The organism is Coleofasciculus sp. B1-GNL1-01 (assembly GCF_040220235.1).
Lineage (GTDB): Bacteria > Cyanobacteriota > Cyanobacteriia > Cyanobacteriales > Coleofasciculaceae > Coleofasciculus.
This window is the reverse complement of the sequence record NZ_JAVJTO010000052.1, coordinates 30,960-57,678: the sequence shown is the minus strand read 5'-3', so window position 1 is coordinate 57,678 and position 26,719 is coordinate 30,960. Positions and strand designations below refer to the sequence as shown.

The 26,719-nt window shown below is 43.7% G+C and carries 23 protein-coding genes and 1 pseudogene; 6 read left to right on the top strand and 18 right to left on the bottom strand.

What is annotated here, in order from left to right; translation table 11 throughout:
* Positions 1-391: 391 nt before the first annotated feature.
* From RID53_RS13465 to RID53_RS13455, 3 genes are all read right to left on the bottom strand, one after another.
* On the bottom strand, positions 392-1,075 hold the full coding sequence (locus RID53_RS13465) for an ATP-dependent Zn protease (RefSeq protein ID WP_446388586.1): 684 nt from the start codon (positions 1,073-1,075) through the stop codon (positions 392-394).
* 181 nt (positions 1,076-1,256) lie between these two features.
* Positions 1,257-1,577: a hypothetical protein gene (locus RID53_RS13460; protein WP_446388584.1), complete on the bottom strand. Its 321-nt coding sequence runs from the start codon at positions 1,575-1,577 to the stop codon at positions 1,257-1,259.
* 188 nt (positions 1,578-1,765) lie between these two features.
* Positions 1,766-2,668 (bottom strand): M15 family metallopeptidase, encoded by a 903-nt coding sequence (locus RID53_RS13455; protein ID WP_446388583.1) that lies wholly within the window; start codon positions 2,666-2,668, stop codon positions 1,766-1,768.
* Between the two features lie 174 nt (positions 2,669-2,842).
* On the opposite strand from RID53_RS13455, the gene RID53_RS13450 reads away from it, so the two are divergent.
* Positions 2,843-3,817: an AEC family transporter gene (locus RID53_RS13450; protein WP_446388582.1), complete on the top strand. Its 975-nt coding sequence runs from the start codon at positions 2,843-2,845 to the stop codon at positions 3,815-3,817.
* A 59-nt stretch (positions 3,818-3,876) separates the two neighbouring features.
* Here the strand turns inward: RID53_RS13450 and RID53_RS13445 are convergent, their stop codons facing one another.
* Positions 3,877-4,476, bottom strand: coding sequence for a DJ-1/PfpI family protein (locus tag RID53_RS13445; RefSeq protein WP_446378266.1), 600 nt, complete (start codon positions 4,474-4,476; stop codon positions 3,877-3,879).
* Positions 4,477-4,986: 510 nt separating this feature from the next.
* Here RID53_RS13445 and RID53_RS13440 point away from each other — a divergent pair.
* Positions 4,987-5,889, top strand: a complete 903-nt coding sequence (locus RID53_RS13440; protein ID WP_446388581.1) for an Rpn family recombination-promoting nuclease/putative transposase — start codon at positions 4,987-4,989, stop codon at positions 5,887-5,889.
* Between the two features lie 113 nt (positions 5,890-6,002).
* Here RID53_RS13440 and RID53_RS13435 read toward each other — a convergent pair whose 3' ends face one another.
* The 8 genes from RID53_RS13435 to RID53_RS13400 all read right to left on the bottom strand — a co-directional run bounded on the left by RID53_RS13435 (position 6,003) and on the right by RID53_RS13400 (position 16,614).
* Entirely contained in the window at positions 6,003-7,457 is a 1,455-nt protein-coding gene (locus RID53_RS13435) for an alpha-amylase (RefSeq protein ID WP_446388580.1), read from the bottom strand.
* Between the two features lie 181 nt (positions 7,458-7,638).
* Positions 7,639-9,348 carry a lamin tail domain-containing protein gene (locus tag RID53_RS13430; RefSeq protein WP_446388579.1) on the bottom strand — a complete coding sequence of 570 codons (1,710 nt, stop codon included), beginning with the start codon at positions 9,346-9,348 and terminating at the stop codon, positions 7,639-7,641.
* 305 nt (positions 9,349-9,653) lie between these two features.
* Positions 9,654-11,306 (bottom strand): endonuclease/exonuclease/phosphatase family protein, encoded by a 1,653-nt coding sequence (locus RID53_RS13425; RefSeq protein ID WP_446388578.1) that lies wholly within the window; start codon positions 11,304-11,306, stop codon positions 9,654-9,656.
* A gap of 136 nt (positions 11,307-11,442) precedes the next feature.
* Positions 11,443-12,621 (bottom strand): LOG family protein, encoded by a 1,179-nt coding sequence (locus RID53_RS13420; protein ID WP_446388577.1) that lies wholly within the window; start codon positions 12,619-12,621, stop codon positions 11,443-11,445.
* 237 nt (positions 12,622-12,858) lie between these two features.
* The gene (locus RID53_RS13415) at positions 12,859-14,772 is read right to left on the bottom strand and encodes a hypothetical protein (protein ID WP_446388576.1); all 1,914 of its coding nucleotides are present in this window, start codon (positions 14,770-14,772) and stop codon (positions 12,859-12,861) included.
* Positions 14,773-14,863: 91 nt separating this feature from the next.
* Positions 14,864-15,826 (bottom strand): tetratricopeptide repeat protein, encoded by a 963-nt coding sequence (locus RID53_RS13410; RefSeq protein WP_446388575.1) that lies wholly within the window; start codon positions 15,824-15,826, stop codon positions 14,864-14,866.
* 121 nt (positions 15,827-15,947) lie between these two features.
* The gene (gene trxA / locus RID53_RS13405; RefSeq protein WP_446388574.1) at positions 15,948-16,265 is read right to left on the bottom strand and encodes a thioredoxin; all 318 of its coding nucleotides are present in this window, start codon (positions 16,263-16,265) and stop codon (positions 15,948-15,950) included.
* A 76-nt stretch (positions 16,266-16,341) separates the two neighbouring features.
* Positions 16,342-16,614 (bottom strand): hypothetical protein, encoded by a 273-nt coding sequence (locus RID53_RS13400; RefSeq protein WP_446388573.1) that lies wholly within the window; start codon positions 16,612-16,614, stop codon positions 16,342-16,344.
* A gap of 296 nt (positions 16,615-16,910) precedes the next feature.
* Here RID53_RS13400 and RID53_RS13395 point away from each other — a divergent pair, with 296 nt between their 5' ends.
* Both RID53_RS13395 and RID53_RS13390 read left to right on the top strand, forming a co-directional pair.
* Entirely contained in the window at positions 16,911-17,840 is a 930-nt protein-coding gene (locus RID53_RS13395) for a pentapeptide repeat-containing protein (protein WP_446388572.1), read from the top strand.
* The gene (locus RID53_RS13390) at positions 17,830-19,161 is read left to right on the top strand and encodes an AAA-like domain-containing protein (RefSeq protein ID WP_446388571.1); all 1,332 of its coding nucleotides are present in this window, start codon (positions 17,830-17,832) and stop codon (positions 19,159-19,161) included. The genes RID53_RS13395 and RID53_RS13390 overlap by 11 nt, the downstream gene beginning before the upstream one ends.
* Positions 19,162-19,332: 171 nt before the next feature.
* On the opposite strand, the gene RID53_RS13385 is transcribed toward RID53_RS13390, so the two are convergent.
* The gene (locus tag RID53_RS13385; RefSeq protein ID WP_446388570.1) at positions 19,333-20,976 is read right to left on the bottom strand and encodes an adenylate/guanylate cyclase domain-containing protein; all 1,644 of its coding nucleotides are present in this window, start codon (positions 20,974-20,976) and stop codon (positions 19,333-19,335) included.
* 155 nt (positions 20,977-21,131) lie between these two features.
* On the opposite strand from RID53_RS13385, the gene mnmH reads away from it, so the two are divergent.
* Positions 21,132-22,181, top strand: coding sequence for a tRNA 2-selenouridine(34) synthase MnmH (mnmH, locus tag RID53_RS13380; RefSeq protein ID WP_446388585.1), 1,050 nt, complete (start codon positions 21,132-21,134; stop codon positions 22,179-22,181).
* A gap of 73 nt (positions 22,182-22,254) precedes the next feature.
* Positions 22,255-23,151, top strand: coding sequence for an Rpn family recombination-promoting nuclease/putative transposase (locus RID53_RS13375; protein ID WP_446388569.1), 897 nt, complete (start codon positions 22,255-22,257; stop codon positions 23,149-23,151).
* A gap of 56 nt (positions 23,152-23,207) precedes the next feature.
* Here RID53_RS13375 and RID53_RS13370 read toward each other — a convergent pair whose 3' ends face one another.
* From RID53_RS13370 to RID53_RS13350, 5 genes and pseudogenes are all read right to left on the bottom strand, one after another.
* Positions 23,208-23,843 (bottom strand): hypothetical protein, encoded by a 636-nt coding sequence (locus RID53_RS13370; protein ID WP_446388568.1) that lies wholly within the window; start codon positions 23,841-23,843, stop codon positions 23,208-23,210.
* Between the two features lie 24 nt (positions 23,844-23,867).
* Positions 23,868-24,686 carry a hypothetical protein gene (locus RID53_RS13365; RefSeq protein ID WP_446388567.1) on the bottom strand — a complete coding sequence of 273 codons (819 nt, stop codon included), beginning with the start codon at positions 24,684-24,686 and terminating at the stop codon, positions 23,868-23,870.
* A gap of 714 nt (positions 24,687-25,400) precedes the next feature.
* Positions 25,401-25,718: pseudogene (locus RID53_RS13360) on the bottom strand (serine acetyltransferase); the annotation flags it as partial.
* Positions 25,711-25,923, bottom strand: a complete 213-nt coding sequence (locus RID53_RS13355) for a hypothetical protein (RefSeq protein ID WP_446388566.1) — start codon at positions 25,921-25,923, stop codon at positions 25,711-25,713. The pseudogene RID53_RS13360 and the gene RID53_RS13355, both read right to left, overlap by 8 nt.
* Before the next feature lie 51 nt (positions 25,924-25,974).
* Complete coding sequence (locus RID53_RS13350; protein ID WP_446388565.1) at positions 25,975-26,700, bottom strand: glycosyltransferase family 25 protein; 726 nt, start codon at positions 26,698-26,700, stop codon at positions 25,975-25,977.
* Between the last annotated feature and the right edge of the window lie 19 nt (positions 26,701-26,719).

Genomic DNA, 26,719 nt, shown 5'->3' with positions numbered 1-26,719 from the left:
CGTACTAGGATGATTCGTCACGTAGATGGTTATTCCTACTCACCACTCAAGTATGTCACGAAGGCGGATAAATCCGCAATGTCGCTTTTCCTCCCCGGCTTTGAAAGACCGGGGCTACCAAGCTCCTGTAGTTTACGTGTGTAGGGGCGGGTTTCACTATTATCCTTTCTAGACCGCACCTAAATGTGACTAAACCCGCCCCTAAGCTGTAATGCATTTAATTTGGGTATTAGTAGCGAGCAAGATGCTCAATATAGCGAGCAAGATGCAAAGCCTGCGGCATGGCTTCGCTTAACGCACTACGGCAAGGATTGCGCCATTATTGATATTAAGGTTTAAATGCCGAACAGCTTACTAATTTTTCTCCCCCAGCTTCCCCAGCTTCCCCAGCTCAACTGTGATAATGATCTTGAATCAGGCGATAGCAGTCGCCTACGGATGTCCGTTCTGCCATAGCTTTAACAAGGGCTTCGTAAGCCTCCCAGTTGTCCTGTAACATTGTTTGGGCTTGCAGCATCGCCCAACGCTGTTTGGTGGTAAATTCACCAACAGGACGTTCAAATAATCTCAACGCCTCTTTTAATTTTTGGCAATCGTCGATTCCGCCTTCCGCTTCACCATAAACCAGGGTTTCTGCCGCAATTCCTGCCATCCAAACGGTACAGAATCGATCCAGAGTCAATCGCATTTCGCCAAGGGCAAGGGGATTCGGTGAGAGTTGCTGAGTATCAAATTGCACGCCACCTAAACCCGGTTGTCCCTGCTTCAAGGCTTCCCAGGCTGTCAGCGTATACCCCCTGATCGGAATCCCCAACAGGTAAGCCACCAGGAAATGACCCGCTTCATGGTGCAGAATGCGATCGCGATAGTCACTGCGCCTCTGGGCTAACCAATCTAATAGTACCGTTGTGCCTTTACCTTGAAAGCTGAGACTGTCTACCGTAACTAATCCTAAAATTCCAAATGTTGCCAAGGCGGGAATTGCTGGCGGAATGTTAAAAATTGGAGTCAGTAGGGCGGAAAGGGTCATGCCAAAGATACCAATGGCAATTACATTGAGAGTGGTTTGCTGCATCATTTGATATAAAAGTGCGTTGTGTTGAGGGTTGATTTTAAATTTTTAACGGTTTGCCATTGACAAAGTAAACTTCTAGTGATATCAGAATATTAGCATTTGAATTAGAACGGATTTGATTGATAGGTTATCGGTGACAAGCTAAAGAAAGTCTTTACAATTATGATATTGGACTTTTGAGTCACCGATTTAATAAAGAATCAATTAATTTGATAAGTTTTTCCACAGCTTGCTGGTGTTCGAGCAAATTGTCCCTAAGCCAACGTAACTCTTCAGGAGTAGGAGATGCAGCATCGGATTCACATAACAATTTTGCCGCGTCAACCAGAGTCGCAGAATCCATTAACGTCCAACCCTTCTGAGTTTGGGCATTCCGGCGCAGCTTTTCCTCTATCCTAGTATGAGCAACACGCCAGTCCTCTTCGGGAATAGCGCTACGCGCTAGGCAATGGGCAATGGGCAATAGGCAATGGGCTTTCTTGGAAGAAAAACCCTGACTCATCAAGGGATTGAGCGATTTAAATTTTTCTTCTTTTGTCCTAACGTAGATGCGTAGTGCTATATAGCAGCTACCTTGGCAGGTTAGAACATTCTTTACTGTTCCCCGTTCCTTCCTGTTCCCTCTTGGGATAAAAACCCATACAAAATAGCGAGCGAGACGCTCGCATTACAACAACCTTTCCCCGTTCTCTATTCCCGGTTCTCTATTTCCCGTTCTTTATTCTCTGTTCCCTGTTCTTGGGTACTAGAGTCATCCTCTGGTTCTGAGGGAGAAGGAGACGGTTCCAAATCAGGACGATCCAAATTTTGGGCTTTGTAGAAGGTTTCTAAACTATCTGGATCTCCGACAAAGCGCCAGTGCCATGGTTCATAACTCACACCTTGGGGATTTCCTTTGGGAAAGGATAACTCAAAGCTATAATACGCGGCATTCTCTTCCAGCCACTTAAACGCCGCCGTATTCTCAAAATTGGTATTCAGATTTGTGGCAGGTGTTCTGCCATCGCCAATATCGACCGCATAACCGGTGTGATGTTCACTGTAACCCGGAGGCGCACTGACTTCAGCCCGTTTTGTCGCGACTTGTCCCCGTTGTGCTTTGATGTCAAAAAACAGATGCTGTTGCTGTTTCTGAGTACGATAGCCAGATATTGCTACTAATACGATGCCATCAGCTTGAGCGGCTGCCTTCATCGCTTTAAATTTCTTCGCCGCTGCTTCCCGGAGTTGAATCCGACCATCTGAGGTAATCGGTTCGAGTTCAGATAGGGGGGCTTCTTCGTAGGGGAGGTGTCCGAGAAGATTATCAACGTCGTTCTCACTCTCACTCTCTTCTGGAGTAGCTGGGGTGGAGGTATCCGTTGTCGTGGGTTGGGGGGAAGCCGTAACCGTTTGAGGGGATTGTGAAGTGGACGAGGATAGGATTAGCGCCAAAACGATCGCGCCGCCTCCTAATACTGCCAGGATAATTAGGAACGGCTGCAACCGCGATCGCTTTCGGGTGTCGGGTGTATCCCTGACGGCTACGGGAATATCCTCCTCTGTTGATTCGGATAGGTTGACGGGTTCTCCTGGAAAATCGGGGGTATTCAAAACTCCACTCCTGAAGGTGCTAATTCTTGAACGGGGAAAGGGGAACCTATTCCAACTGGAAGAAGGTAGCAGTGAACTCTATAGTATAAGTTTTTCCGTTCTGTAATCTGTGCCAATTTCTTTTCTGAGAGACTGACGTATCATCAAAACCGTTGTCTGTTTGATCCTTCTCTAATGCCCAGCCTAGATCCAGAGCGTTTACAACCCTTGTTCCAACTTTACCTCCAGCTAGGGGGTGGTGTGCTACTCGGATGGGTGTTGGGACGGTTAATGCCCCGGTGGATACCAACGTTTATTGGTCAATTTCTATTCTGGATTGGAGTTCCTATCAGTATTATTACGTTTCTGCGGGGTGCAGATCTATCGGGAAAGATTTGGATTGCTCCGATCGCGGCTTGGGTGGCGATTTTGTTGGGTGCAGGATTGGCTTGGTTTTGGATTAAGGGTGGGGGGAACTTTGCCGCGAACAAGGGCTTGACAAATGATACTCCTCATGAATGGAATAAACCGACTCAAGGGAGTTTCTTGCTAGCGTCGATGGTGGGAAATACAGGGTATTTAGGGTTTCCCGTTAATCTAACCTTGTTGGGAAAAAACTATTTTGGTTGGGCGCTATTTTATGACATGCTGGGAACGTTACTGGGCGCTTATGGTTTAGGGGTAGTATTAGCGGCACGTTTTGGTCAGGGTGAGAAGAGTCAGGGGCAGTTAGTGCGATCGCTGGTGATTAATCCGGCGCTGTGGAGTATGGGCATCGGATTGGGGTTGCGTCAGGTTGCATTACCGGGATGGCTGGAGGATGGAATGGAAAAATTTGCCTGGAGTGCGATCGCGCTTTCACTGGTTCTGATTGGTATGCGCTTGAGTCAGTTGGCGTCTTGGCGCAAAGTTAAACAAGCGGGGGTGGGTCTGGGCATTAAAATGTTACTGCTCCCCTTAGTGTTAGGGATAGCGTTATCACAGTTTGGCATAGTTGGTAAGCCGCAGTTAGCGATCGTCCTGCAAATGGCAATGCCGCCAGCCTTTGCCACCTTAGTCATTGCCGAAGTGTATGAACTTGATCGCGAGTTAACCGTGACAGCCCTAGCCGTTGGTTCAACAGGACTGTTACTCACCTTACCCATTTGGCTACTCTTGTTTGGCGCGTAGCTTAGCCTCGTTCCCAGGCGAAGCCTGGGAATGTCCTTGAGGAGGCTTTGCCTGTTAAGTTAAACCGCTGCCATCTGTTGATGTTCAATTTTTGTCCCCAACAATTTCAGAAACTCGGCTAACCAAGCCGGGTGTGCGGGCCAAGCGGGGGCGGTGACTAAATTATCATCAACCATGGCTTCATTAACCGGAATGTTGGTATATAGTCCGCCGGCTGATTTCACATCGGGTCCACAAGCTGGATACGCGGTACAACTTTTTCCTTCTAGCACACCAGCGGCGGCTAAAACCTGCAATCCGTGACAAATAGAGGCGATGGGTTTATTGGCTTGGGCAAAGTGACGGGTTATCTCTAGAACCGTCTCATTTAAGCGGATATATTCCGGGGCGCGTCCACCAGGAATCACCAAGGCATCATAATCGGCGGCGACTACCTCACTGAATGTGGCATTCAAGGCGAAGTTATGACCCGGTTTTTCACTATAGGTTTGATCTCCTTCAAAATCGTGAACGGCTGTTTTTACGCTGTCTCCAGCCTTTTTATCAGGACAAACTGCATGAACAGTATGTCCCACCATTTGCAATGCCTGAAATGGCACCATGACCTCGTAGTCTTCGACGAAATCGCCAACGACCATTAAAATCTTTTTTCCACTCATCGTTGTTTAGTCCTCGATATACATCAACGCGATCGCTTCTAATGATGATTATCCTTAATCCTAGCGTTGAAAAGCCGAAGAGGTGACAAATGAATTCAGTAGACCAAAAAAAATCCTTGTAGTGCGAGTGTCTTGCTGGCTAGTGCAGCGCGGCTTCAAATACTAACCAGTTAACAAGCTCCCTAAAAGCAGCTACATTATGTTCCTCATAGCCTTCTGCCCTGGAGCCTTCGGACTTCTGCCTTCTTGTACTAGCCATTTCCCATTTAAATGCATGACAGCTTAAGCCGCTAAACAGATTTATTGATTAAAAATGTAGAATGTTTAGGGAAAGATTGTTTAGACTTCAACCGTTTAGAAGATTTGTAAAGTTGACTAGAAGGGCGCAAGGGTGATAGTTGGGTGTAGCCCTGTGGTGTTATTTGAGGCTGGAAATAGCTCAGGGTCAGCGGGAACTTGTGTTACGATTAAACTATCTTCTGTCTTTTCAAGCTTGAACGGGAGAAATCCATGAGATTTATTAGCCCCAAGGTTGATTATGCCTTTAAAAAAATATTCGGCTCCGAACAAAGTCAAGCCATTTTAATCAGTTTTCTCAATGCCATCATTTATGACGGCGAGAAGGTGATTCAATCCTTAACGATTGTAAATCCCTATAATCCCGGTCAGGTGATTAGCTTAAAAGAAACCTATTTAGATGTAAAAGCGGTGTTAGCCGATGGCTCGATTGTGATCATAGAGATGCAAATTGCCTCTATGTCAGCATTTAATAAGCGAGTGGCGTATAATCTGGCAAAAGCCTATAGCAACCAGTTGGCAAAAGGAGAAGATTATCCCCTTCTCAATCCGGCAATAGCGGTGACAATCACGGATTTCATATTATTTCAAAATACAGAGAAAATAATCAGTAAGCTTTCCTTTTATGAGGAAGAGGATAAGTTTCCAATTCTCGGAAATGAACTGCGGCTAATTTTTGTAGAATTACCGAAATTCAAGAAAACCCTGTCTGAGGTACATACTTTGGCAGATAAATGGATTTATTTTCTGAAAGAAGCGGCACGTTTAGAGAGTATTCCTGAGAGTTTGGCAGAAGTATCAGAGATAGAATTTGCGTTACAACTGGCGAATCAAGCCAACATGACAGTAGAAGAATTGGACATTGTTGAGCGGCGAGGGATGATGCTGCAAGATGAGAAAGGACGAATTACTTATGCTGAAGAGAAAGGACGACTCACTGAAGCACTTGCCTTAATCATGCGCCAACTTAAAAAGCGTTTTGGAGACATCCCGGCGACGCTCAGCCGCAAAATTGAGGATTTATCTCTTGAAGATTTAGAAAGCTTAGGAGAAGATTTTTTAGACTTCAACAGTTTGGCTGATTTGTCAAGTTGGCTTGAGGAGCGATCGCCGTAGCCGTAGGTTGGGTTAAGGTACGAAACCCAACCAATGCAAACGTTATGAGCCATATCCCTCAAGGAAATGTTGGGTATCGCTGTCGCTCCACCCAACCTACATTGATTCATCGCTTATTCTTGAACCCAAACGGAAACAGAACCGCCGTTACACCGAAATTCTGCCCATCCCCATTCATTGGTATAAATGGGTTCTTTTATATGTTCGGTTAAATCATAGAACTTGGCATTCGGTTTACCCACTTCCATCCACTTGTAACCTGGCACACTATCACTCATAATCACCGCCATGGCTTTCGGATGAGCGTGATCCCCTAAGCGCGTCCAACCAATTGTATTGTAGTGATCAAAGTAATCGTATTGATCCCCATAAGCATACTGTTTCCGAGCATAGAGTAATTTGTCAATAATCCAACGGTGAGAGGGAAGAAAAATCTTGTACCGATTGCCATCTTTGCCGTAATCCTCATATTCTGTACCGTAATAATCGGCATAAAAGACACAAGGATACCCCTCGCGGCGCAATAAAATGATCGCGTAAGCTAAGGGCTTAAACCAGGGTTCTACTGGCGCTTCTAATGACTGTAACGGTTGGGAATCATGGTTTTCTACAAATGTAACCGCATGGGTGGGACGTTGCTGCATCAAAGTGCCATTGAGAATACTCCCCATGTCATAATGTCCACCAGAACGACTGGCGTAATAGAAATTGTAGTGGAGTGGCACATCAAATACCGACATTTTGCCATTAACGGCGTTGATATACCAATGTAAGGTGTCAATATTGTTGTACCAATATTCACCCACCACAAACAAATCTTTGCCCGCATGATACCGCATCTCATCTAACCATTGCGGGAAAAACCAGGATGAAATATGTTTAATCGCATCCAGACGGAAACCATCAGCGCCTGTGGTATCCAGATACCATTTACCCCAACGAGTCACTTCATCGCGCACCTCTTGACTCTGGAAATCCAGATCACATCCCATTAAATAGGCAAAGTTTCCTTTTTCTAATGCCACATAATCATCAAAGACTTTCCCCTCAAAGAGATAAAGCGTATTGGGTTCCTTGGTGTAATCGTCGTAATCAACAGCATCAAAATGCCACCAATGCCATTCAAAATTAGAATACTTGCCCTGACGACCCGGAAACTTAAAATGGGTGTAGGCTTTAATATCCCTTGTCCATCCTTTAGGATGCAGCCGATCATATTCATTAAAGGGAGTAGCGCGGGCAATTTCTGTCCCTTCACCTCCCATGCGATGATTTAAGACAGTATCCCCATAAACTTGTATTCCTGATGCGTGTAAGGCGTTGATTGCGGCTAAATATTGCTCAAGAGTGCCGTATTTAGTGCGAACAGTACCATGTTGATCAAATTCCCCCAGATCATACATATCGTACACGGCGTAGCCGACATCATACGTTCCTCCCATTCCCTTGTAGGCGGGAGGTAGCCATAACGCGGTGAATCCCGCATCGGCTAATTCTTGCGCCTTGGTTTTAACGTCATTCCACAGGATCAGATTGGGATCAATATACCAGTGGAAATATTGCATCATTGTGCCGTTGATTGACATGTGGAACCTCTCTTTTTTTTACAGCGGATAATGGAAGAATTAGTTTTCTCCTGGTTCCCTCCCCTTGGCAAGGGGAGGGTTAGGGAGGGGTTTATCTCAAGGTATTGGAAATTTTTTAGCTTAAGTTGAATGGTTGAAACCCACTCCGACAAAAAACAATCCTTTAGGACACAAACCGAATCACTTCACCCGAACTAGCGGAACCATAACTAACCATGGCTACCTCATTTCCAGCAGAATCAATTAAGGCAATAATACCCGAACTGTTCCCCAATTGCATAGTCGTATAATTAGCTCGCGAAATGGTAAATCGCTTGACTTCCTGCGGTTGCAGCGTGCCACTAATATCTTCTGGACGGTCTAACTTATCTTGCAGTTTCCAACCCGATAAATCAATCGGATTACTGGTGGTATTCTTTAACTCAACCCACTCATTCCCTTCATCACTGCCTTCTGGGTTGGGTTGGGTGGCGAAAATGACCACATCACCATTGTTGTTTGTCACTTCATCAATCGGCTCAACAACAGGTTCATCAGTGTCCGGTGTTTCGCCATCATCCATTGCCAAGAAAATGGGAAAAAAGGAACGAATGAATTCACCACGACTGCCATTGGGATTCGTGCTGCGATACAAGACTAAATTATAGGTAGCGTCATTAATGGTAATCCGGCGCTTGTCCGTAATTTTGCCATGAACACTTTCGTAATAGGCAACCGTTGCCATTGCCATTTCACATTCGGGACTCGGACCAACGAAGAAGCCGCCTTTGGGTTTAAACAGTTTGGCAATTACGTTTCCTTGCATATCAATTACTTTCTTGGTCATCTGCAAGGTGACAACATTGGGATTTTGGGAACCATTCTCTCCTTTTAAGTCATACTTGTAGCCTAAATAATTGACCCGCTGATTCTTTTCATCCAGGTAAAACTTCACCCATGAGTGATAACCGGAAATTTTGCCAAAGTTTTCTTTTTTACTTCCCGAATGGATATCAAATTTACCTTCGCCGACAAATACATGTTCAAAGCCAGAGGCAAACTCAGTCGATTTGCCGCCATAGTGATTCGTATAAAGTTCAAACCAGATCCGCTGTAGATTGGTGCGGAATTCTTCTTCCGAAAGACTTTCGCCCAAGTTTTGATTGATATAAGTCCGGGCAAGCTGCATAGGCTTGGTGTTAATGATTTTTGCTAAAAACGCTTGCTGTTCTTGGACTTCTTCCTCGACCGTCTTTTCGGGTTCAGCCACACGAATGGCATAGTTATCTAAAAGTTGTATAAAGCTGGAATAGGTGCGATCGTTGTCAAATAGTTTCGCTTCATTTACTTTATAGAAGAGAGGATGAGTGGCTAAATCAATTTCGCGTTGACCTGCTGCTTTTACCTGTTCATCTAATAAAATATCAGCGTCTGGGTTTTCCCAGTCCCCTGAACTGTTGCGGGGACTCACTGAGAATTGATTTTCATCGTGTTCCCACAGTAGCTGATAAATTGTATCGGTGGTTATATCAAGAGATTCGGGGGGAAAGGTAGGGACTCCTGGTGTTCCTGGCGTATCATCCTCTTGGGTAGATACAGGATAGGCAATCCAGGCGACAGCTTCATCCAGATGCGCCCCATCCGCCGAACGTCCCCGGGCGACAATTTCATCGAAGCGAATCTCGAATCCTTCTGGGGTAACATTGCGAAGTCTTAACCCTGGGGTTTCGGGTCCGTTATAGGTTTGCGTCATCGGGATAACGGCGACTTGGGTATCCTGAGGAAACGGGGGATCAAATTTAACCGTGTGCCATGTGTTAGATTGGCGATCGGCTTTTAAGGCGGGAATAATGCCAACCCGTCGTTGTGATGAGAGGGGGGATTGAGTCGTCATAATTTTTCTCCTGAACGTGAATAAAGGGTAAATCGTCAACTCATATCTTGCTGTACTGGTAATAGGTTTCACGTTACTGTGAGGTGGGCAAGAACAAGGAACGATAATATTAGGATTTCACGGCTTATAAGCCTTGCCCACCCTACAAATCTGACCGGGTAATACGTTTCACGTTACCTATTGCCTATTGCCTAGCGCGTAGCGCTATAACCATGAAGCCTAAACGAAGACTGGACGGCGTTCGTTTACTCTGAGAACGAGTCAACCGATTTACCGTCTTTTTGTCAATCAAATTAAAGATTGGCTTAAGATTCCAGTCGAATCGAGGCAACGACTTGTCCGTGATCCGACTTCCATTTTTCCATGTCTTCGTAACTCAAGGTTTCATCGATGAGATGATCGTTATAGACAGAAACATACGTCACCTTACCAATGCGATCCGGATTTTGTGCCACCAATTCTTCACTCACGAGAATATGATCCAAACTCTCGTAGTACCCGTTGTAAATATGGGTGTAGTAGAAATCACCGTAACTCTGACGCGCCTGAATGTCCTTGACACTATAAAGCAGTACGTCCCAGATTTCCTGCTTTTGGGCAAATCTTAGTTTTTCCCAAGGGGGTTCACCGGAGATAATTTTACTGGTTACGGCTAAACCGCTATCATTTAAATCCCCGATTACGATTACTGGACGTTTGCGGTTTTGCAGCGTTTCCATGAGAATCACCCGTAAGGCGGTAGCTTCAGCCGCCCGACGCAGTAGCGCCCGGGCTTGTCCCTTGGCTTTTTCCACGGGGTCACTGCGATCGGCATCTTCAGGTATGATAGGGCGTTTAGACTTAAGATGAGCCACAAATACAGTACATTCAACCGTATCACTTAAGGCAAGATCCACCGATAACAGGGGACGGGAAAAGCTATGCAGAGGAATGGCTGTCCCTTCCATGTCTAGACGTGCCTTTTCGGGGAATTCGGTGAAGATTTGGTGGTTGAGAACCGGAACTTTCGACAGCAACGCGACAGTTGGTTTGTCCCCGGTGGGATTGGCGGTAATTAGATTAGCATTGGCACAGTCTGGGGTTTCGGTGAGGATTTCCCGCAAGGCTTCCTCGTGAAACAGTTCCTGGAACCCGATAATATCGGCATCCATTTGTTCGATTTGACGGGCAATCCAGGTTTTTTTGCGCTGATAAAGTTCTGGGCTATATTTATTGGTGTCGTAATAGGTGACATTGGGCAGAACCAGATTATAAAGGTTGAATGTGCCAATGTTCAGTGTTTTCTGGCGAATTGGACGTTTTGAGGGTGTTTCTGGTTGCGATGCACAACTGCCACAAATGACTTTTTCTAGAACATCTTCAAAGCCTTTGAGGGTGTCTTGGTCAGTAAAGGCTTGTCCCCCAGTTTCTGAGGCGACTCTGGCATATTCGCTTTGAATACTGTCTCGATGTTTACTCTTCGACTTACCTAAATACGTGTGAATCGTGATATTGGCAGTTTTTGCCTGGGATATGGCGCGATTAGCGGCGTCAATATCCTCTTGGGTGGTTTGAGAACCTCCGGCTTCTAAGGCTTCATCCCCTAGGTAAAAGATTGCCCTCGCTGCATCCTCGCGCCAGTTAAAGTGATTGGCAATATCTTCAATGGTACGGGCGGCGTCTTCTTGGGCGCCTGCATCTTTGAGTTCCCCCCGTTTTCTTGCCCGAATTTCAGTTTCCGGCGCGTTGCACTCTTGGATTAGATAGTCGCGAATTCGGCGGCTAAAATTGGTATTTTTCCAAGTCCCTTCGATGCCAAACCATTCAGTTCGTAAATCGGACGGACAGCTAGAACTGGCGGCTTTAATTGCAGCAGCGGCGGCTTGACTTAGGGCTTGGGCTTCATCTCGCATTGAGGGACTGGTGTCGATGACGATGACTAAATCGACGGGCGGAATGGAATGGGTTGAATTGGTCATGTTGTTTTTGAATAAACGGCAAAGAAATAGTCTCTGTTACCGAAAGTGGAGATAGGGCGACCCGAGTTAATTGAATGGACGAGTGTTGTTAATTGATGCAGCGGGTCGCCCCTACCGATCTTGAACACAAAATTAGTTATAATGTGGCGGCAAATTGTTCAATTTGTTGAATCACCTCATCTACGGAATCGGTAATCGCCAACAGTGAACTGTATTCTCTCCCCGCCGCTAATTGCGCCAATAACGGAAACACGGGTTTTTTACATTTCCAGTAATCTTCGCCTAAGAAAATCATCGGACTCACCACACCAAAGGAGTTGTAATGGTTCTGACAAGCGTCTTGGAAGATTTCTTGAATGGTTCCGGCACTCCCTGGAGAATAGATTACCCCATATTTGGCGATCGCGAGTAACCCTTCTTCCCGGATACTATTGGCAAAGAGTTTGGCAATGTGGGTGGCGAAAATGGTGGGCGGTTCATGACCATATAACCAGGTGGGAATGCCTAAACTCTCTGGATATTGCCCATTTTTATCTTGAAGTGGGTATTTTTGTTTCACCGCAAACGCCGTATCTAACCATTGTTCCATCGGTTTATAAATCGGTGCAGTCGCCAGAATCTCCACCGCATCTTCTAATTCCGCCTGGGAACGATAGGCAAACCATGCACCTAAATGGGTGGCTTCCATGGCACCGGGTCCGCCACCACTGGTCATTAAATAGCCGCGACGGGTCAATTCTCCAGAAATTCGCGCCACTTTTATATAGTTGGGATCACTCCGTTTCAGGGAATGTCCACCCATAATTGCCACAACGTTTCGCCCATCAATCAGTTCTTCTAAAGCATCGGTAATCGCATGATCATGTAACCGTTGGGCGAGGGTTTCTAGAATACTAGGGGGGTGATCTTTGCCCTGTTTGACATAATGGTTATAAATTCGACCATCCAGAGTATTCTGATAGCTTCCTGTTACTCCAACTTGATACTCTCCCATTAATTCATCGGGAGAATAAAGACGATTACGATAAGCATTGTATGGAACATAGGTTAAGGGTGGAAAGACTAAGCCACCTGTGTTTAAAATATAGGTTAGAGTATCGGGTGTCAGACGACAGCCTAAAAAGACGGTATTGGTTAAGTCGTATTTTTTTAATATTTCAGAATATGCCGTTAAATCCAAGCTTTGAAAAACAACATTGGCAAGACTTTGTTTGTCTTTAAGATACTGGTCAAATTCATCGAGGGATTCAATTTCTAGAGGAATAATTGAATTGGGTTGGCGATGAGTTGCTGAGGGTTGAGGTTGACGTGACATGTTGTTTTTGCATAAACGGCAATACACATTATCTATTACTGAGGGGTGAAAATGAGGCGACCCGAGTTTATTGAGTGGATGGGGATTGTTTATTGATGCAGCGAGTCGCCCCAACTGTTACCGATGGGTAAAGATAGGGCGACCCGAGTCAATTGAGTGGATAAGTATTGTTCATTGATGCAGCGGGTCGCCCCTACATCCTGTTAATTGCCGTTTATTCTAACATCATTCATTATTTTATTCGCCGACTGTTTCTCTGGAAACTTGAGTGGTATTCACAGGACAAGCCGGACTCGCATCAACCTCTTCAACCTTCCTGACTTTGCGAATAATTGTGATTTCTTCCTCCCGTCGAACTACAGTACGAACCGGAGTAACACAGACAATATCTCTCGCCGGATCACGTCCGAAACTGTCAAAACTTAATGTGGCTAAATTTCCTACACTGACAGAACCAGGGCGTTGGCTACGGTAAGAGTAATCAACTTCAGCTTCAACCTTTTTACCCGATTGATCTGACGGGGTTTCTGGTGATGAATCGGAATCAGACATCACCTTATTTTTCACTTTTTCTTTTTCTTCGATTAAGTGAGTAACGCTAACGGGTTCAATGGCTAAAACAACTTGTCCTTGGTTATCCTCTTTGTAGGTATCGAAGAATAATCCGCAAATCGTTGTCTTTTCTTTGACCTCAAGAGGGATAAAATCCTCATACCCATTCAGCGACAGCCAGCTTTGTTCAACTTCAATACCTGTGAGTTTAGTAATGAATTTGCCCCCTTTGACCCAAAGGATCGCCCAAGGTTCTAATTTAAACTTTTGTTCTCCTGACCAATACTGGGCATTTCCTTCGCGAATAGTCACTTTATAAGTTCCCGGTTCTAGATCAATATAGTTGGTCTGCCATTGCTGGAGACTCCTCAAGTAGTCCGGATTCAATAAATGACAATTGGTTTTACTATCAACGGTTAGGGTTTGAGGCGTTGTCGTCGATTTTTTGTCTGCAATGGATAGGGTAATTAAGCCACTGTTATCGGTTTTATTGATATCAAAGAATAAGGCACAAACAACCGCTTTATCTTTGACCTCTAAACTTAAGGGGTCATCATAGCCATTCAATGTTGTCCACGTTGCCCCAGTTTCAAAGCCCGTGTTTTTATTAACAAACGTACTGCCATCTATACCATAGATCCAGAGTAAGACAAAGGGTTCGCCTTGCTCTTTATCCTCAGCGTAACTGTAGCGACCACTAGCAATTTTTATGGTATACGTTCCTTGGTCTAAGCGAATTGAGTTTGCCACATTAGACTGTAGGTGTTCCATAGCACCTTGGTCAATAATATAGCAATGGTCTTGGGTATCAATGGTTAATAGAGTCATGGATTTCTCCGGAGTAATCGTAGTTGTCGGTGTGGTTGGTTGAGGGGTTGATTGGGTCACAGGTTGATAAACCGTAAGTCCTGCCCAACGCCCTCTCGGTTCAGTCATGGTGACTAAGGTTCCTGTACCTGTTTGAGGATTAATACGGATGAGTTGACCATCTTTACCTAAATTAAAGAAATTACCCGTAACGCCATAAAGAGTATCACCAATAAAGTCCATACTGCCAAGATCAGGGAAGCCAGTATTGCCAATAAGATTGACTGAACCTGTATCGAGATCACAGGTGGCTAAGAATTTCTGGTGGTCATAACCAATTAGGGTAATATAAGCGATGCCATCAGCCGCAAAAGTGACTTCACCACAGTTGCGTTCTCGATCCTTAATGGTTACCACGGGTGTCCCTTTTCCGGTGGCGGGATTAATGGAAATTAATTGTTTGGCACTGCTAGCATAGAGAGTCTGGCGCTGGTGGTGATAGGCTAAACCGGCAACCGCAAAGCCAATATCACCAATCACTGTGGCTTCCCCAGTGGTGGGGTTAATATTGAGGAATAATGTGGTTTGACCATCATCAGTTTGATCGAGTCCATAAAGCTGGGAATCGACAAAAGCAATATCGGTTACGGAGGTGGCGATCGCACCAATTAATTTGGTGTTCCCTGTCACTAAGTCTAAGGTATACAGATTACTGGGTTGATCCGATTGATAATCCTGAAGATAGACGGTTCCGGGTGTTAGATCTTCGCCAGATGTTTTGGATAAATTCATTTTCCTCTCCTACTCTCTTTAATCTAAACACTCAAGGGGCGGGTTTAGTGAAATCCGCCCCTACAGACGCGCCATGGCACGTCTCTACACCTTAGCTTTGACTGGGTAAAACATTGGGAATCTCTTGATTCATTTGCAGTTTCTCAATGGCGTCTTTAATCACCTCCAGCACTAGCTGATTCTCCTGCTGCTGCGCCAACTGAACCGCTTTCTGCAAGTCCGCGATCGCCTTTTGTTTTTGCTTCAGTTTAATCTGAACTAAGCCGCGATTATAATAGGATTCAATATGATTCGGACAAAGGGTTAAAGCTTGGTCGTAATTCTTGAGTGCTTCTTTATATTTTTGTAGGGCATAGTAAGCATTGCCGCGATTATTATATGCTTCATGATTTTGACTATCCAGCGTAATGGCTTTGGCATAGTTGCTAATGGCTTGCACGACGTTATTTAAATAGTAGTAGCTATTGCCGCGATTATTATAGGCTTGAGCATAGTTAGGATTGATCGCGATCGCTTTATCGTAGCTGTCAATCGCTTGTTGATATTGATTTAAGGCTATATAGGTATTCCCTAAATTATTATAACTTTCAGCATAATCAGGATTGAGTTGAATGGCATGACTAAAGTCTAACCGCGCTTGTTGATACTCGCTTAAATTATAGTAAGCATTCCCGCGATTATAGTAAGCCCGCTCATACTTAGGATTACATTTAATCGCTTGCGTATAATCCGCGATCGCTTGATGATAATCCCCTAGTAAATAGTACGTATTTCCCCGGTTATTATAGGCTTGTGGATAGCTAGAATTCAGTTTCAGCGCATCATTATAGTTTTGCAAGACTTCTTGATAGTCATTTAAGGCAAAAAAGCAATTGCCACGATTGTAGTAGGACAACGCCAAATTTGGATAAGCTTGAATCGCTTTGTTGTAAATCTCAATTGCCTGTTCGTACTGTCTTGCCTGATAAAGCGTTTCGGCTTGTCGATTATAATTAATCGCCAGATTTCGCTTGTATTCCAAAACAGCAGGTAAAATTAAGCCTAAAATTATCATTAGTCCAAAACTGCTGACGATAAAACCGAAAACAACGCCGATTGATTTAAGGATTTTGGCAAGACGCTTCAATGTACAACCCCCATTGATTCTGGAATACAGTCCCAATCAATTTTAGAGTTTAAAGGAATTTTGTTAAATATTCAATCAGTTTTGGCGTTTGCATCACTCCCTTGATGCGACTGGCTTGTTCACCTTCGATAAATAAAATTGAAGTCGGCAACGACTGAATCTCATACTTAGAGGCTAGTTTGGGGTATTTCTCGGTGTTTATTTTCACCACTTTGATGCGATCTCCCATTGACGTCTTCACCTGCTCTAAAATGGGAGCCATCATTTTACAGTATCCACACCAGGTTGCATAGAAGCTGACTAAAATCGGCGTAGGAGAATTCTGAATTAAATCTTGGAAACTCGAAAAATTCTGCTTAGTTGCCATTTCATTGAGTTGCAAACCGCTGTAACGTAAACGAAGCCAGATAAACCCAGTCAGCCTATCTGGCTCATTAGATGAATTACGATTCTACTTGTTGTTCCTCAAAGACTACTTCGCCCTCTTGTTGAACTTGAGCCATTTGAGTGGTATTGATTGGGCAAGCCGGACTCGCATCGATTTCTTCTACCTTTCTTACTTTGCGAATCAGCACAATTTCCTCTTCGCGTCGAACCACAGTGCGAACTGGAGTCACACAAACAATATCGGTCGCCGGATTACGTCCAAAGCTATCAAAGCTGAGAGATTCCAGGGGAACAATATGACCTGAACCTTTGGAATTTTGCTCACTCATAGTCTAAAACCTTATCTGTCAAAGCAACATTGGCAATGGTCTTAGTATTACAGCTTAGAGTTGAGAAATATAGTCCCTAAAGTTCAGATCTTGAATAGAGAATTTTTGGCTCAAATCCTAATAATGCACAATAGGGTATCTTAGTCAATACCTATAAGTCATAGAATTGAACTGAAACATATCCCCTATTCAATCCCTTACCTTGTTAACCAAACAGAGATCTCATGGCGAAAATATGTAATATATTGCAATAATTGTCGATTACTGATTCATATCCCCCAGCCTATATCCGGAACATGAAGGCAAAAGACATTCTTCAACGTTATGCAACTCACGAAAGAAACTTTCAATCGATTCGCTTTAACCAAATTTCCTTAAGTGGTGTCAATCTGAGTGGTGCTGACTTTAGTTATGCCAATCTCAGTTGTGCCGACTTAAATCAAAGTATTCTCAAACGGGCTAAATTTATCTGGTGCGATTTAAACCAAGCTACCTTAAAAAATAGTAATTTAGACCAAGCAAATTTAGTTTATGCCAGCTTGCTGTGGGCAAATCTCAGTGAAGCCAGCTTAAGCCAAGCCAACCTCAGTAATGCTCGCTTGAATCATGCTAATCTTCAGTCAGCTTGCTTAAACGCCGCCAATCTCACGAATAGTTGCTTAGACATCGCTTGTTTAACCCGCGCTGATTTAAGGGGAGCAGATTTGTTCCAAGCGAATTTAAAAGGAGTTGATGGCACCGAGGCAATTTTTAATCAGGCGAAGCTGTGTCAAACCAACTGGGAAGAAGCCATTCTTACCAACGCTTCATTGCGTCAGACTGACTTGGAAGGAGCGCAACTCCACAAAACAATTTTATGTGGTGCAGACTTAAGCGAAGCGGATTTAGTTGAAGCCGATTTAAGTGATGCTGACTTAACCGGGGCAATTTTGCGACAGGTTGCTTTAGAATTAGCTATCCTTGTAAATACAGATTTGAGCGATGTTGATTTGAGCAGAGCCTCTCTATTTAAAGCAAATTTAGAAGGGGCTGTGCTTGACAAAACAGTGTTAGTGGATACCGATTTACGTTATGCCAACTTAAAAGACACCCAACTCCAATCCGTAAATTTATCCGGTTGTCGAGTTAAAGGAGCGCTATTTACCAATGCCATCGGCTTAAGCCAAACCCAAAAGCAATGGCTAATTGAAAGAGGTGCATTGAATATTGAAATCGATGACTATTAAACTCAGCCTTATTCAACAAACTGAAAACTTTATTTATCAAAAAACTGGGAAAAGGCTTAGTTTTATTCAAAAAGTTCTCTTGCAAGAGTCTTTAAAAGAAACGCCTAAAACTTATGTACAAATCGCTCGTGAAAATCACTATTCCGAAAAATATATTCGTCAACATGTTGCGCCAAATCTATGGAAATTAATATCAGAGGTTTTAGGAGAAAAAGTTAATCGAACGAATTGCCGTGCTGTCCTCGAACAAAAAATCCCCAATGCCTCTATTCCTAAAAACCAGTATCTCTCTACTGGTTTAGAGAAGTTACATTCAGAATCTCCAGAAGGACAAGTTCCGCTCAACTCTCCTTTGTACATTGAACGGCATAACCTTGAACAAACCTGTTATCAAGAAATTCTCAAGGAAGCTGCACTGATTCGCATCAAAGCCCCGTGTAAAATGGGCAAAACGTCTCTCCTCAGTCGGATTCTTGCTTACGGAAAAACCCAGAATTGGGCGACTGTGCGCTTAAGTTTAAACCAAGTTGAAACTAGCCGATTGGCGTCTACGAATCAATTCTTGCGCTGGCTGTGTGCGAATGTTACCCGGCAGTTAGGATTAGACTCTAAATTAAATGAGTATTGGGATGAAGATGTTGGCACATTAGTCAGTTGTACCCTTTATTTCCAAGAATATATTTTGAACAATCTTGATAGTCCGCTAATTTTTGGATTAGATGAGATTAATCAACTGTTTGAACATCAAAGCCTTTCCCGTGATTTTCTGGTTCTATTGCGTCACTGGCATGAAAAGGGAAAAGATTTAGTGATTTGGCAAAAGTTGCGAATTATCCTGGTTCATTCCACTGATATTTATATTCCCATACAAGCTAATCAATCTCCCTTTAATATCGGCGTGCCAATTGAGTTACCCCCGTTTAATCAGCGTGAAGTCGAAGAGTTAGCTCAACGGCATGGATTTAAACTAACGCCGTCTGAATTGCACCCGTTAATGCTGATCACAGGCGGATATCCTTATTTGGTTAGACTAGCGTTGTATCATAGCTTACAGCACCATGTACCTTTGAAAGAGCTGGTTTCAAATGCGGTTGTTTATCAAGCTATTTTTAAGCCGCACCTTTGCTATTTATCTAGAAAAATTAAACAGAATATTGATTTAATGGAATCTTTTAAAACTATATTGTTGTCTCCGGCATTTTTAAACGAAGAGATTATGTTTGAGTTGAAAAGCCTGGGATTAATTACTTTAGATGTTAATCAAGTCAAGGTAAGCTGTCAATTATATCAGGATTATTTTACAAATTACTTTAACCTCTAACGAATAAGTAGGTGGGGACAATTAAAGTTAACGGCGGAAAGCGTCATTTGTCATTTGTTATTCGTCATTTGCTTACCCATCTTCCCCATCTCCCAGACGTGCCATGGCACGTCTCTACATTGCTTCCCCAGCTTCCCCTGCTCCCCACAACATTTATTCAGTAGCCCCTATCTACTTATCTCCGTTTTGTATTACTTTATCCTGATTAATTTTATACCATAAAACTCGATAGAGATCTAACGGTTGAGCTTTCCCCTTCACTCGCATTGGCGGCATTTTTTCTACAGGAATAGTTCGGTCATTGAGTTTATCTAACGTACTTTGAGCGATTAAAATTTCATTGGGTTTGGCTAAATTACAAATCCGACTGGTCACATTCGTAGTATCACCAATCGTGGCATATTGAATCAGTTTTGCCGAACCGATATTTCCCGCCGCCACTTTCCCCGTATTTAAGCCGATGTGAATTTGAATCGGTCGTCTTTTGCTTTGAATCCACACTTGATTTAAACGGCGAACTGCCCATTGCATATCAATCGCGGCTCTTACCGCTAAATCGACATCATCGGGTTTGCGATAGGGAGCGCCCCAAACCGCTAATAATGCATCACCAATATATTTTTCTAATGTGCCTTCATAAGGAAAAACAATCTCCTCAACCATCACCTGAAAATACTCATTGAGCATTTCAATAATTTGCCGAGGTTCCATTTGGGAGGACATTTTAGTAAAGTTACTAATATCTGCAAACAGCGCTGTTACTTCCGTATCAACAATTTCTAAATTGCCTTCCTCCCGCAGCTTACGACTCACCGTTCGCGGAAAGAACCGTTCTAGTTTATCCCGCATCACCGCCTCCGCCTCCATCTGGGTATAAAGGCGAGAATTCTCGATCGCGATCGCGGCTTGGTTTGCCAGACAGGTTAAGAACTCCAAATCTTCATCAGAATAGAGAGCCGTCATCGATAAATTATCCACATACAAAACACCGATGACTGTATCTCTCGGTTTGAGCGGAACACACATTGCGGCGTGAATTCCTTGTTTGAGAATCGAGACTGAATCATTAAACAATGTGTCAATTCGGGCATCATCCGTTAAGATACCGTTGCCTTGCTTGCGAACAAAATCAGCAATCCGTTTGCTGTAAAACTGAGTATTATCTTGATAATCCGATTGCAGTTTCACCGCTTTCTGTTCCAATTTCCCGGTCTGTTCATCAACCATCAAAATTGCTGCCCGATCCACCTGCATGATCTCAAACAACAGATCCAAGATTTTTTGCATCAGTCGGTCAGGTTCTTCGGGGGAGGAAAGCTGTTTGCTCACCTCTAGCAAAATTTGCAATTTATTAACCGATCGCTGATGAGCATCTTGGTTGCGGAGTTTTAGAACCGAATGTTCTGCTTGATCAGGTTGCAGTAACTCTCGCATCGTGATTCGCGTCTTCTCAGGCGCAACCTGCCGGAGAATCGAAAGATTCGAGGTATCCTCATTAAGGGGTTTTTGTTGAGGAGAGGGAAGGGTTTTCACAAATTTGAAAAACACACTCCCAAAGCGAATTAAATCCCCATGCTTGATTTGACATTCCTCAATTTTACACTCGTTAACAAACGTACCATTGAGACTTTGCAGATCCGTCAATGTGACACTGTCTGAGTCTGAGCAAATAACAATTTGGGCATGGTGACGAGAGAGATACCCATGAAGTACGACAATTGTGTTATCGTCTTCACGCCCGATAGTATTAATCCCCGACTCCAAGGTATAAACTTTTTGATTAGGAGTATCGGGATCGTAAATTAAGTAAGACACGCCCCATCCTCACCCTTAATGATCCTTTCATTCAAGATAGCGAATGCTGGAGAGTTGCTCCCAGTCGCTTGTGGTCAATCTCCCTACCTCAGGCTTCCGATACACTAGAAAAGGTTGGCAATCGGGACTTTATCCACCACTCTAGACAAATCAGCATGGCGCGATCGCTCACATACACTCAAGCACCCTGGCTAGAAACCTATACTGAAATTATTGATGTTCGCAGCCCCAGTGAGTTTGCTGAGGATCATCTGCCCCAAGCGATCAACCTACCCGTCCTCGATGACGAACAACGGGCGAAAGTGGGAACGCTTTACAAGCAAGTCTCCCCCTTCCAAGCCCGGAAACTGGGTGCCGCCCTGGTTGCTCGTAACATTGCTCAACATCTTGAGTCTCACTTTGCCGCTAAAGACAAAGACTATCATCCTCTGGTGTACTGCTGGCGTGGCGGTCAACGTTCTCATAGTCTGGCTGGTGTCTTAAATCAAATTGGCTGGCGAGTGACTGTTCTAGAAGGTGGCTATAAAACCTACCGCACTTATGTGCGTCAGCAACTCGAAACGTTACCGCCCCAGTTTACATTTCAGGTGTTATCCGGTTTCACAGGTAGCGGGAAAACCTATATTTTACACCAGTTAGCGCAACGCGGCGTCCAAGTCCTTGATTTAGAGGGTTTGGCAAATCATCGCGGTTCCCTCTTGGGTCAACAGTGGCAAGATGAACCAACTCCTCAACCCTCGCAAAAACAGTTTGAATCCTTACTCCTGTTGGCATTACAACGCTTTGATCCCAGTCAGCCAATTTGGGTAGAAGCCGAAAGCAATAAAATTGGACAGCGTTATTTGCCCCCCTCCCTTTGGCAACAAATGAAGCAGGCAAACTGTATAGAAATTCAACTCCCCCAAGCGGTAAGAATCGAACGGCTGCTGCACGAGTATCCCCACTTCATCAGCCATCCCGACCTTTTGAAACGCAAGCTAGGGTTCTTGAAATCGCGCTACGGTGGGCAAACAATTCGGCGTTGGTATCATTTAATCGACACAAACCAATGGCATACATTAGTCGGAGAATTGCTAAGTCACCACTATGATCCAGCCTACCGTCGTTCTATTGGGCATCTATACCAAGACGCCTCACGCATCTTAGAGATTGATCAGGTATCGGATACTACGGTAGAAGCGTTGCTTGAGCCGTTTGAGTCATGAGGGCAGATAGGTAAGTATGTCAGGGATCACATAAAATATATTAAATAAATAGTGATAAACAAAGGGGTCAAGTATGAGATTTATAAGCCCAAAAGTAGACTATGCTTTTAAGAAAATATTTGGTTCAGAACAAAGCAAAGAGATATTAATCAGCTTTCTGAATGCTATTGTTTATGATGGAGAGCCAGTCATTAAAGACTTAACCATTGTCAACCCCTATAATCCCGGTCAGACACTCAGCTTAAAAGACACCTATTTAGATGTTAAAGCCGTTTTAACTGATGGCTCTATTGTGGTCATAGAAATGCAAATCGCATCAATGGCTGCTTTCAACAAAAGGGTGGCTTATAACTTAGCAAAAGCTTATGCCAATCAGCTAGTCAAAGGAGAAGATTATCCCCGGCTTAATCCAGCCATGGCAGTTACTATTACCGATTTTATCCTCTTTCAACAAACAGAGGATGTCATCAATAAATTTGTGTTTCAGGAGAGAGAGAAAAAGTTTGAGATCCTCAATCAGGAATTACAGCTAATCTTTCTCGAATTACCTAAGTTTAAGAAAACTCTCTCAGAGTTAACGAGTTTGACAGATAAGTGGATTTATTTTCTGCGAGAAGCGGCGATGTTGGAGGATATCCCTGAGAGTTTAGGAGAAGTATCGGAAATAAAATTTGCCTTAAATCTGGCTAACCAAGCCAATATGACAGTGGAAGAATTAGATCTAGTAGATAGGCGAGGGATGATGTTACAAGACGAGAAAGGGAGAATCATTTATGCAGAACAAAAAGGTGAACAAAAAGGAGAATCGCGATTAATCCTGCGACAACTCAAAAAGCGTTTTGGAGAAATCCCTGTGGGAACAAGCAGTCAAGTTCAGAATTTATCTATTGAAGATTTGGAAAGTTTAGGAGAAGATTTATTAGAGTTCGACAGTTTAGAAGATTTGGAAAATTGGTTGATGGAGAGATAGTCAGCTTCAAGTTATACAGAGGAAACGAATCTTTGATATAATTTACCTTTTTTCGGTTACGGCAGATTTTGTTGACAGAGTTGAAAAATATAGCGCAGCCGTCCGAGTAAAAGTTCCATGTCTCCCGTTGAGTACAGGGGCGTTTCATAGCCAATTCCATTGATATCTAGTTTGTAGAATCTCCAGCCTTCGCCATTGGTAACGATTCCCAGACTATCTATAATATAATTCTTCTGTTGGTTATTCCACTGACAGGCTTGCATCTCGACCAAGCATTGAGCTAACCCTTGCTCAAAGTCATCTTTTTTGGCTTCAATGATACAGAGACTCGGCATATCCAGAAATCGCTTACGTTCAGCAATCAGGTAATCCACATATCCCGCTAACTGATCACTTTCCAGTTGCGCTCCTTTCCAGATTTTGAGCCGTTCACAGGGGTTAATGGCTTCATCGCAGATGGCATCAATTAAAAGCTTTTTGGACTCTTCATAGCTTTCCAGGTCAAAGTTGCGGCTGAGTCGGGTAAGATGTTCTTGGAAAAAGGCACTGAGTTGAACAGGTTCTGTTTGTAGAGTCCAAGGGAGCAAATCGGTGAGTCCTAGTAACTGAAATGCCTCACTTTTATTGAAGCTAGAAAATTTTCGCTTCTTTGATTTTGGGGTTTTCCCACTGCGACGTTTTTCACTTAGCATTTTGGTTATATTAACGCTGCAAAATTAAGGCATCCACTCCAGTATAATCCCAACTCGACTATCTTTTTCTTCTATCGAGTTTTGCTTCTGAATATCGGTGGATAAGCGCAAGTCTGGGGTGAGTGCATACCCAACTGACAAGGTAGTTAAACCGACTTCATCCTCACTCCCTGGGGAGACAAAACTTTGGGTTAAGGAAATATCAGCCGCACCCGTACGAGATAAAACCAATTGCAATTTTACGCCGAGATTTACGCCATCTGTGGTGTAATCGTTTGACTCCAGATAGCGATAACCCACCAGGGGAGCCACATTCACATAACGCCCTAAAGGACGCAGATAGTACCGCAAGTCTACACCAAACGCTTCGCGATCGCCATTAAATGAGGTGTGATAATCCCCACTGACGGTAAACCCGCTACGATTGATAAATATATCTTCGACGCCGATATTCACTCCCCCCGCTTGTTCAGTTGAGGGAAACTGGGAATAGCCGAACCGGAAGCGGGTGCGAAAACTGGGGTCATGGCGTATTTCCTCTAAAACATTGGGTACGTCTTGTAACCAGCGTTGTAATACAGGACTATTCTCAATAATCTCTGGATTTAACTCCAATTCCTGGGCGGCTGAGTTTGATGGGGTTTCAGATTGAGCCGTCAGGTTTATTTCTGGAATTGGGGTTGGGATTGTGTCTAACGTTTGGCAAGATGTGTTACCCCAACTTGGTATCAAAACCCCGACTATACCTAAGCCAAATTGCCAACACCATCTTTGAAAATAGGGAACTCTTAACCGCGCACAAGGAAGAGGAAAGACACAGCTAGCAAATTTTGGGCAAGTCATCTCAAAAGGGTAATAGGAACTTGAGCATCCTCAGATCTAGATTAACCCAATCGTGATACATTTACATCCGTAAATTTTTATCCATATAATTTCAGGAAATCCTATTTATCTTTACGAAGGATAATCTTCAGTTTTCTCGCTACAGCGTTTTTCAGGCTAATGAGGTACGAGTAATGGGATAAGGATGGTTCACTTCACGCCACGAGGTAAGTCGGGGAAGTTAAAGGAATGGGCGATATGTTCCGTTTCGACACCAAGCTGCTTAGCGAAAAGGGCGCACCAGAAGGTGACTCGTGGGTCAATGCTATATTTTTATGATGTATTCTTTTATTTATTGGAGTATGGCGTGGGATAACCGTACCTTATTAGACTAGCATACTCCAGCCGTTCTACCTCAATTTTTAATTCTTCATCCCAAACAATTGGTTTATTAGGAGATTTACTCACATGTTTAGGTTGAAAGCTCTTTAACCTTTCTTCATCGAACTTGATGTTTATCTGACGTAGAACATAAATAAGGTCATCAACAAGCGTTTCTTGTTTGCCTATAAATCGAACACCAGGCTGCGTGTACCACCCGTAAAATTCTGTTACATACCCGGGTCGTTTGCGGATAACTTTGCGAACGAAGGTGTTGAAGTCACCATCACCACAATCATTTAATATAGCATTTGGATGCCATGAGGACGTGTAATCATATTCATTTCCCCAACTTTGAAAAATCAAGCAATTGGGTCCGATAGAAGCATCTGGGTGAATCACAACGCCATTCGGATGAGTGAGGAGGAGTCCCCCGCCAATGTTACAGTTGAGCGGGATTTCCGCACCACTGACAACGCTCGAGAAGCGATGCTGGAGGACGTTAACCCGATCTAAAAATCTGCTCACAAATCCTCCTTTTTCCTGCCACTTTTGATACTTACGGATAGATTTGAGCAATTGGCGGCTAGGGTTCCACCAGCGGCGCAGTTGTTCGCGACTCCAGTCGGGTTCTGTGGCAGAAATGTTGGGAACTGTGACTGATTTAACCATTGTCCTGAGCTTTTCGGGATTTTATGATCTTTGCATGTACACCAACGGCTGTTGCTCCTGCTGGCACGTCACAAAGCACGACGGCGAATGTTCCCCCCATAGCCGCTACCCAAATCATGAGTAACAGGGAAAGGGGTGGTATAACTAAATCAACAGCGATCGCGAATAGGGCTATTTCAATCAACCAGAGTTTAGCTGTAGACACAAATTTTACTTCATTATTTTCCTGTCTTATAGTTAATCCTAACTCTATTAACTATTCAAAAGAGCGAATTACATTTTTCAGCCTTCTTGCTTGCCTAAGTATCGGCTTGATCAGTTTGTACTGTTCTAATTGGCCTGGAGTCAAATTACTAGCGCTGCTACATTGTCCCCCTAAGGAGCGAGAAGCCATTAGAGTGATTTTATCGGGATTATTCCTTCTGAAAACTGTCATATAGGCGTCAAAACCCATAGGTGAACCTTCTGGATGACCAGGCGCTCGATCGAACGAATCTGTTATCATTTGGATTAAATCTGGCATAACCCGTCCATGGTAGGCACAGAAGTGAGTTAGCGGAATTTTCTGATTGTGAGCTACTTTAATAAAGTATCCTTGGTTCTGTTGTTGGTGTTTTATCTTTGAACCATGCCCAAGATAAACAAAGTCCCACGCGCTACTTTTAAGCTCATCTACGATTTCCTGCTCATTTCTAATCAAACGACGGCTAAACAGACAATCGTCCTCTAAGACCAGTAATTTTTCTACTCCTTCTTCATTCGCTTGCTTCATTACCATGTAATGGCTCATAGCACAACCGCGTACACTGGCTTTTGGAAACCCTGCGGCATCTTCGTATTTTAGTCCTGGAAACCAAACCAGCTTATTGTTATCCTTTTCTATTCCCAATCTATGAACTTGATTTTTAATATGCTTAAAACGGTCAGATCGCTCAGGCATATAAATTATATAAATCCTGTCAAAATAGTCAATTATTTTCATTGCTGATTAATTTCCTTGA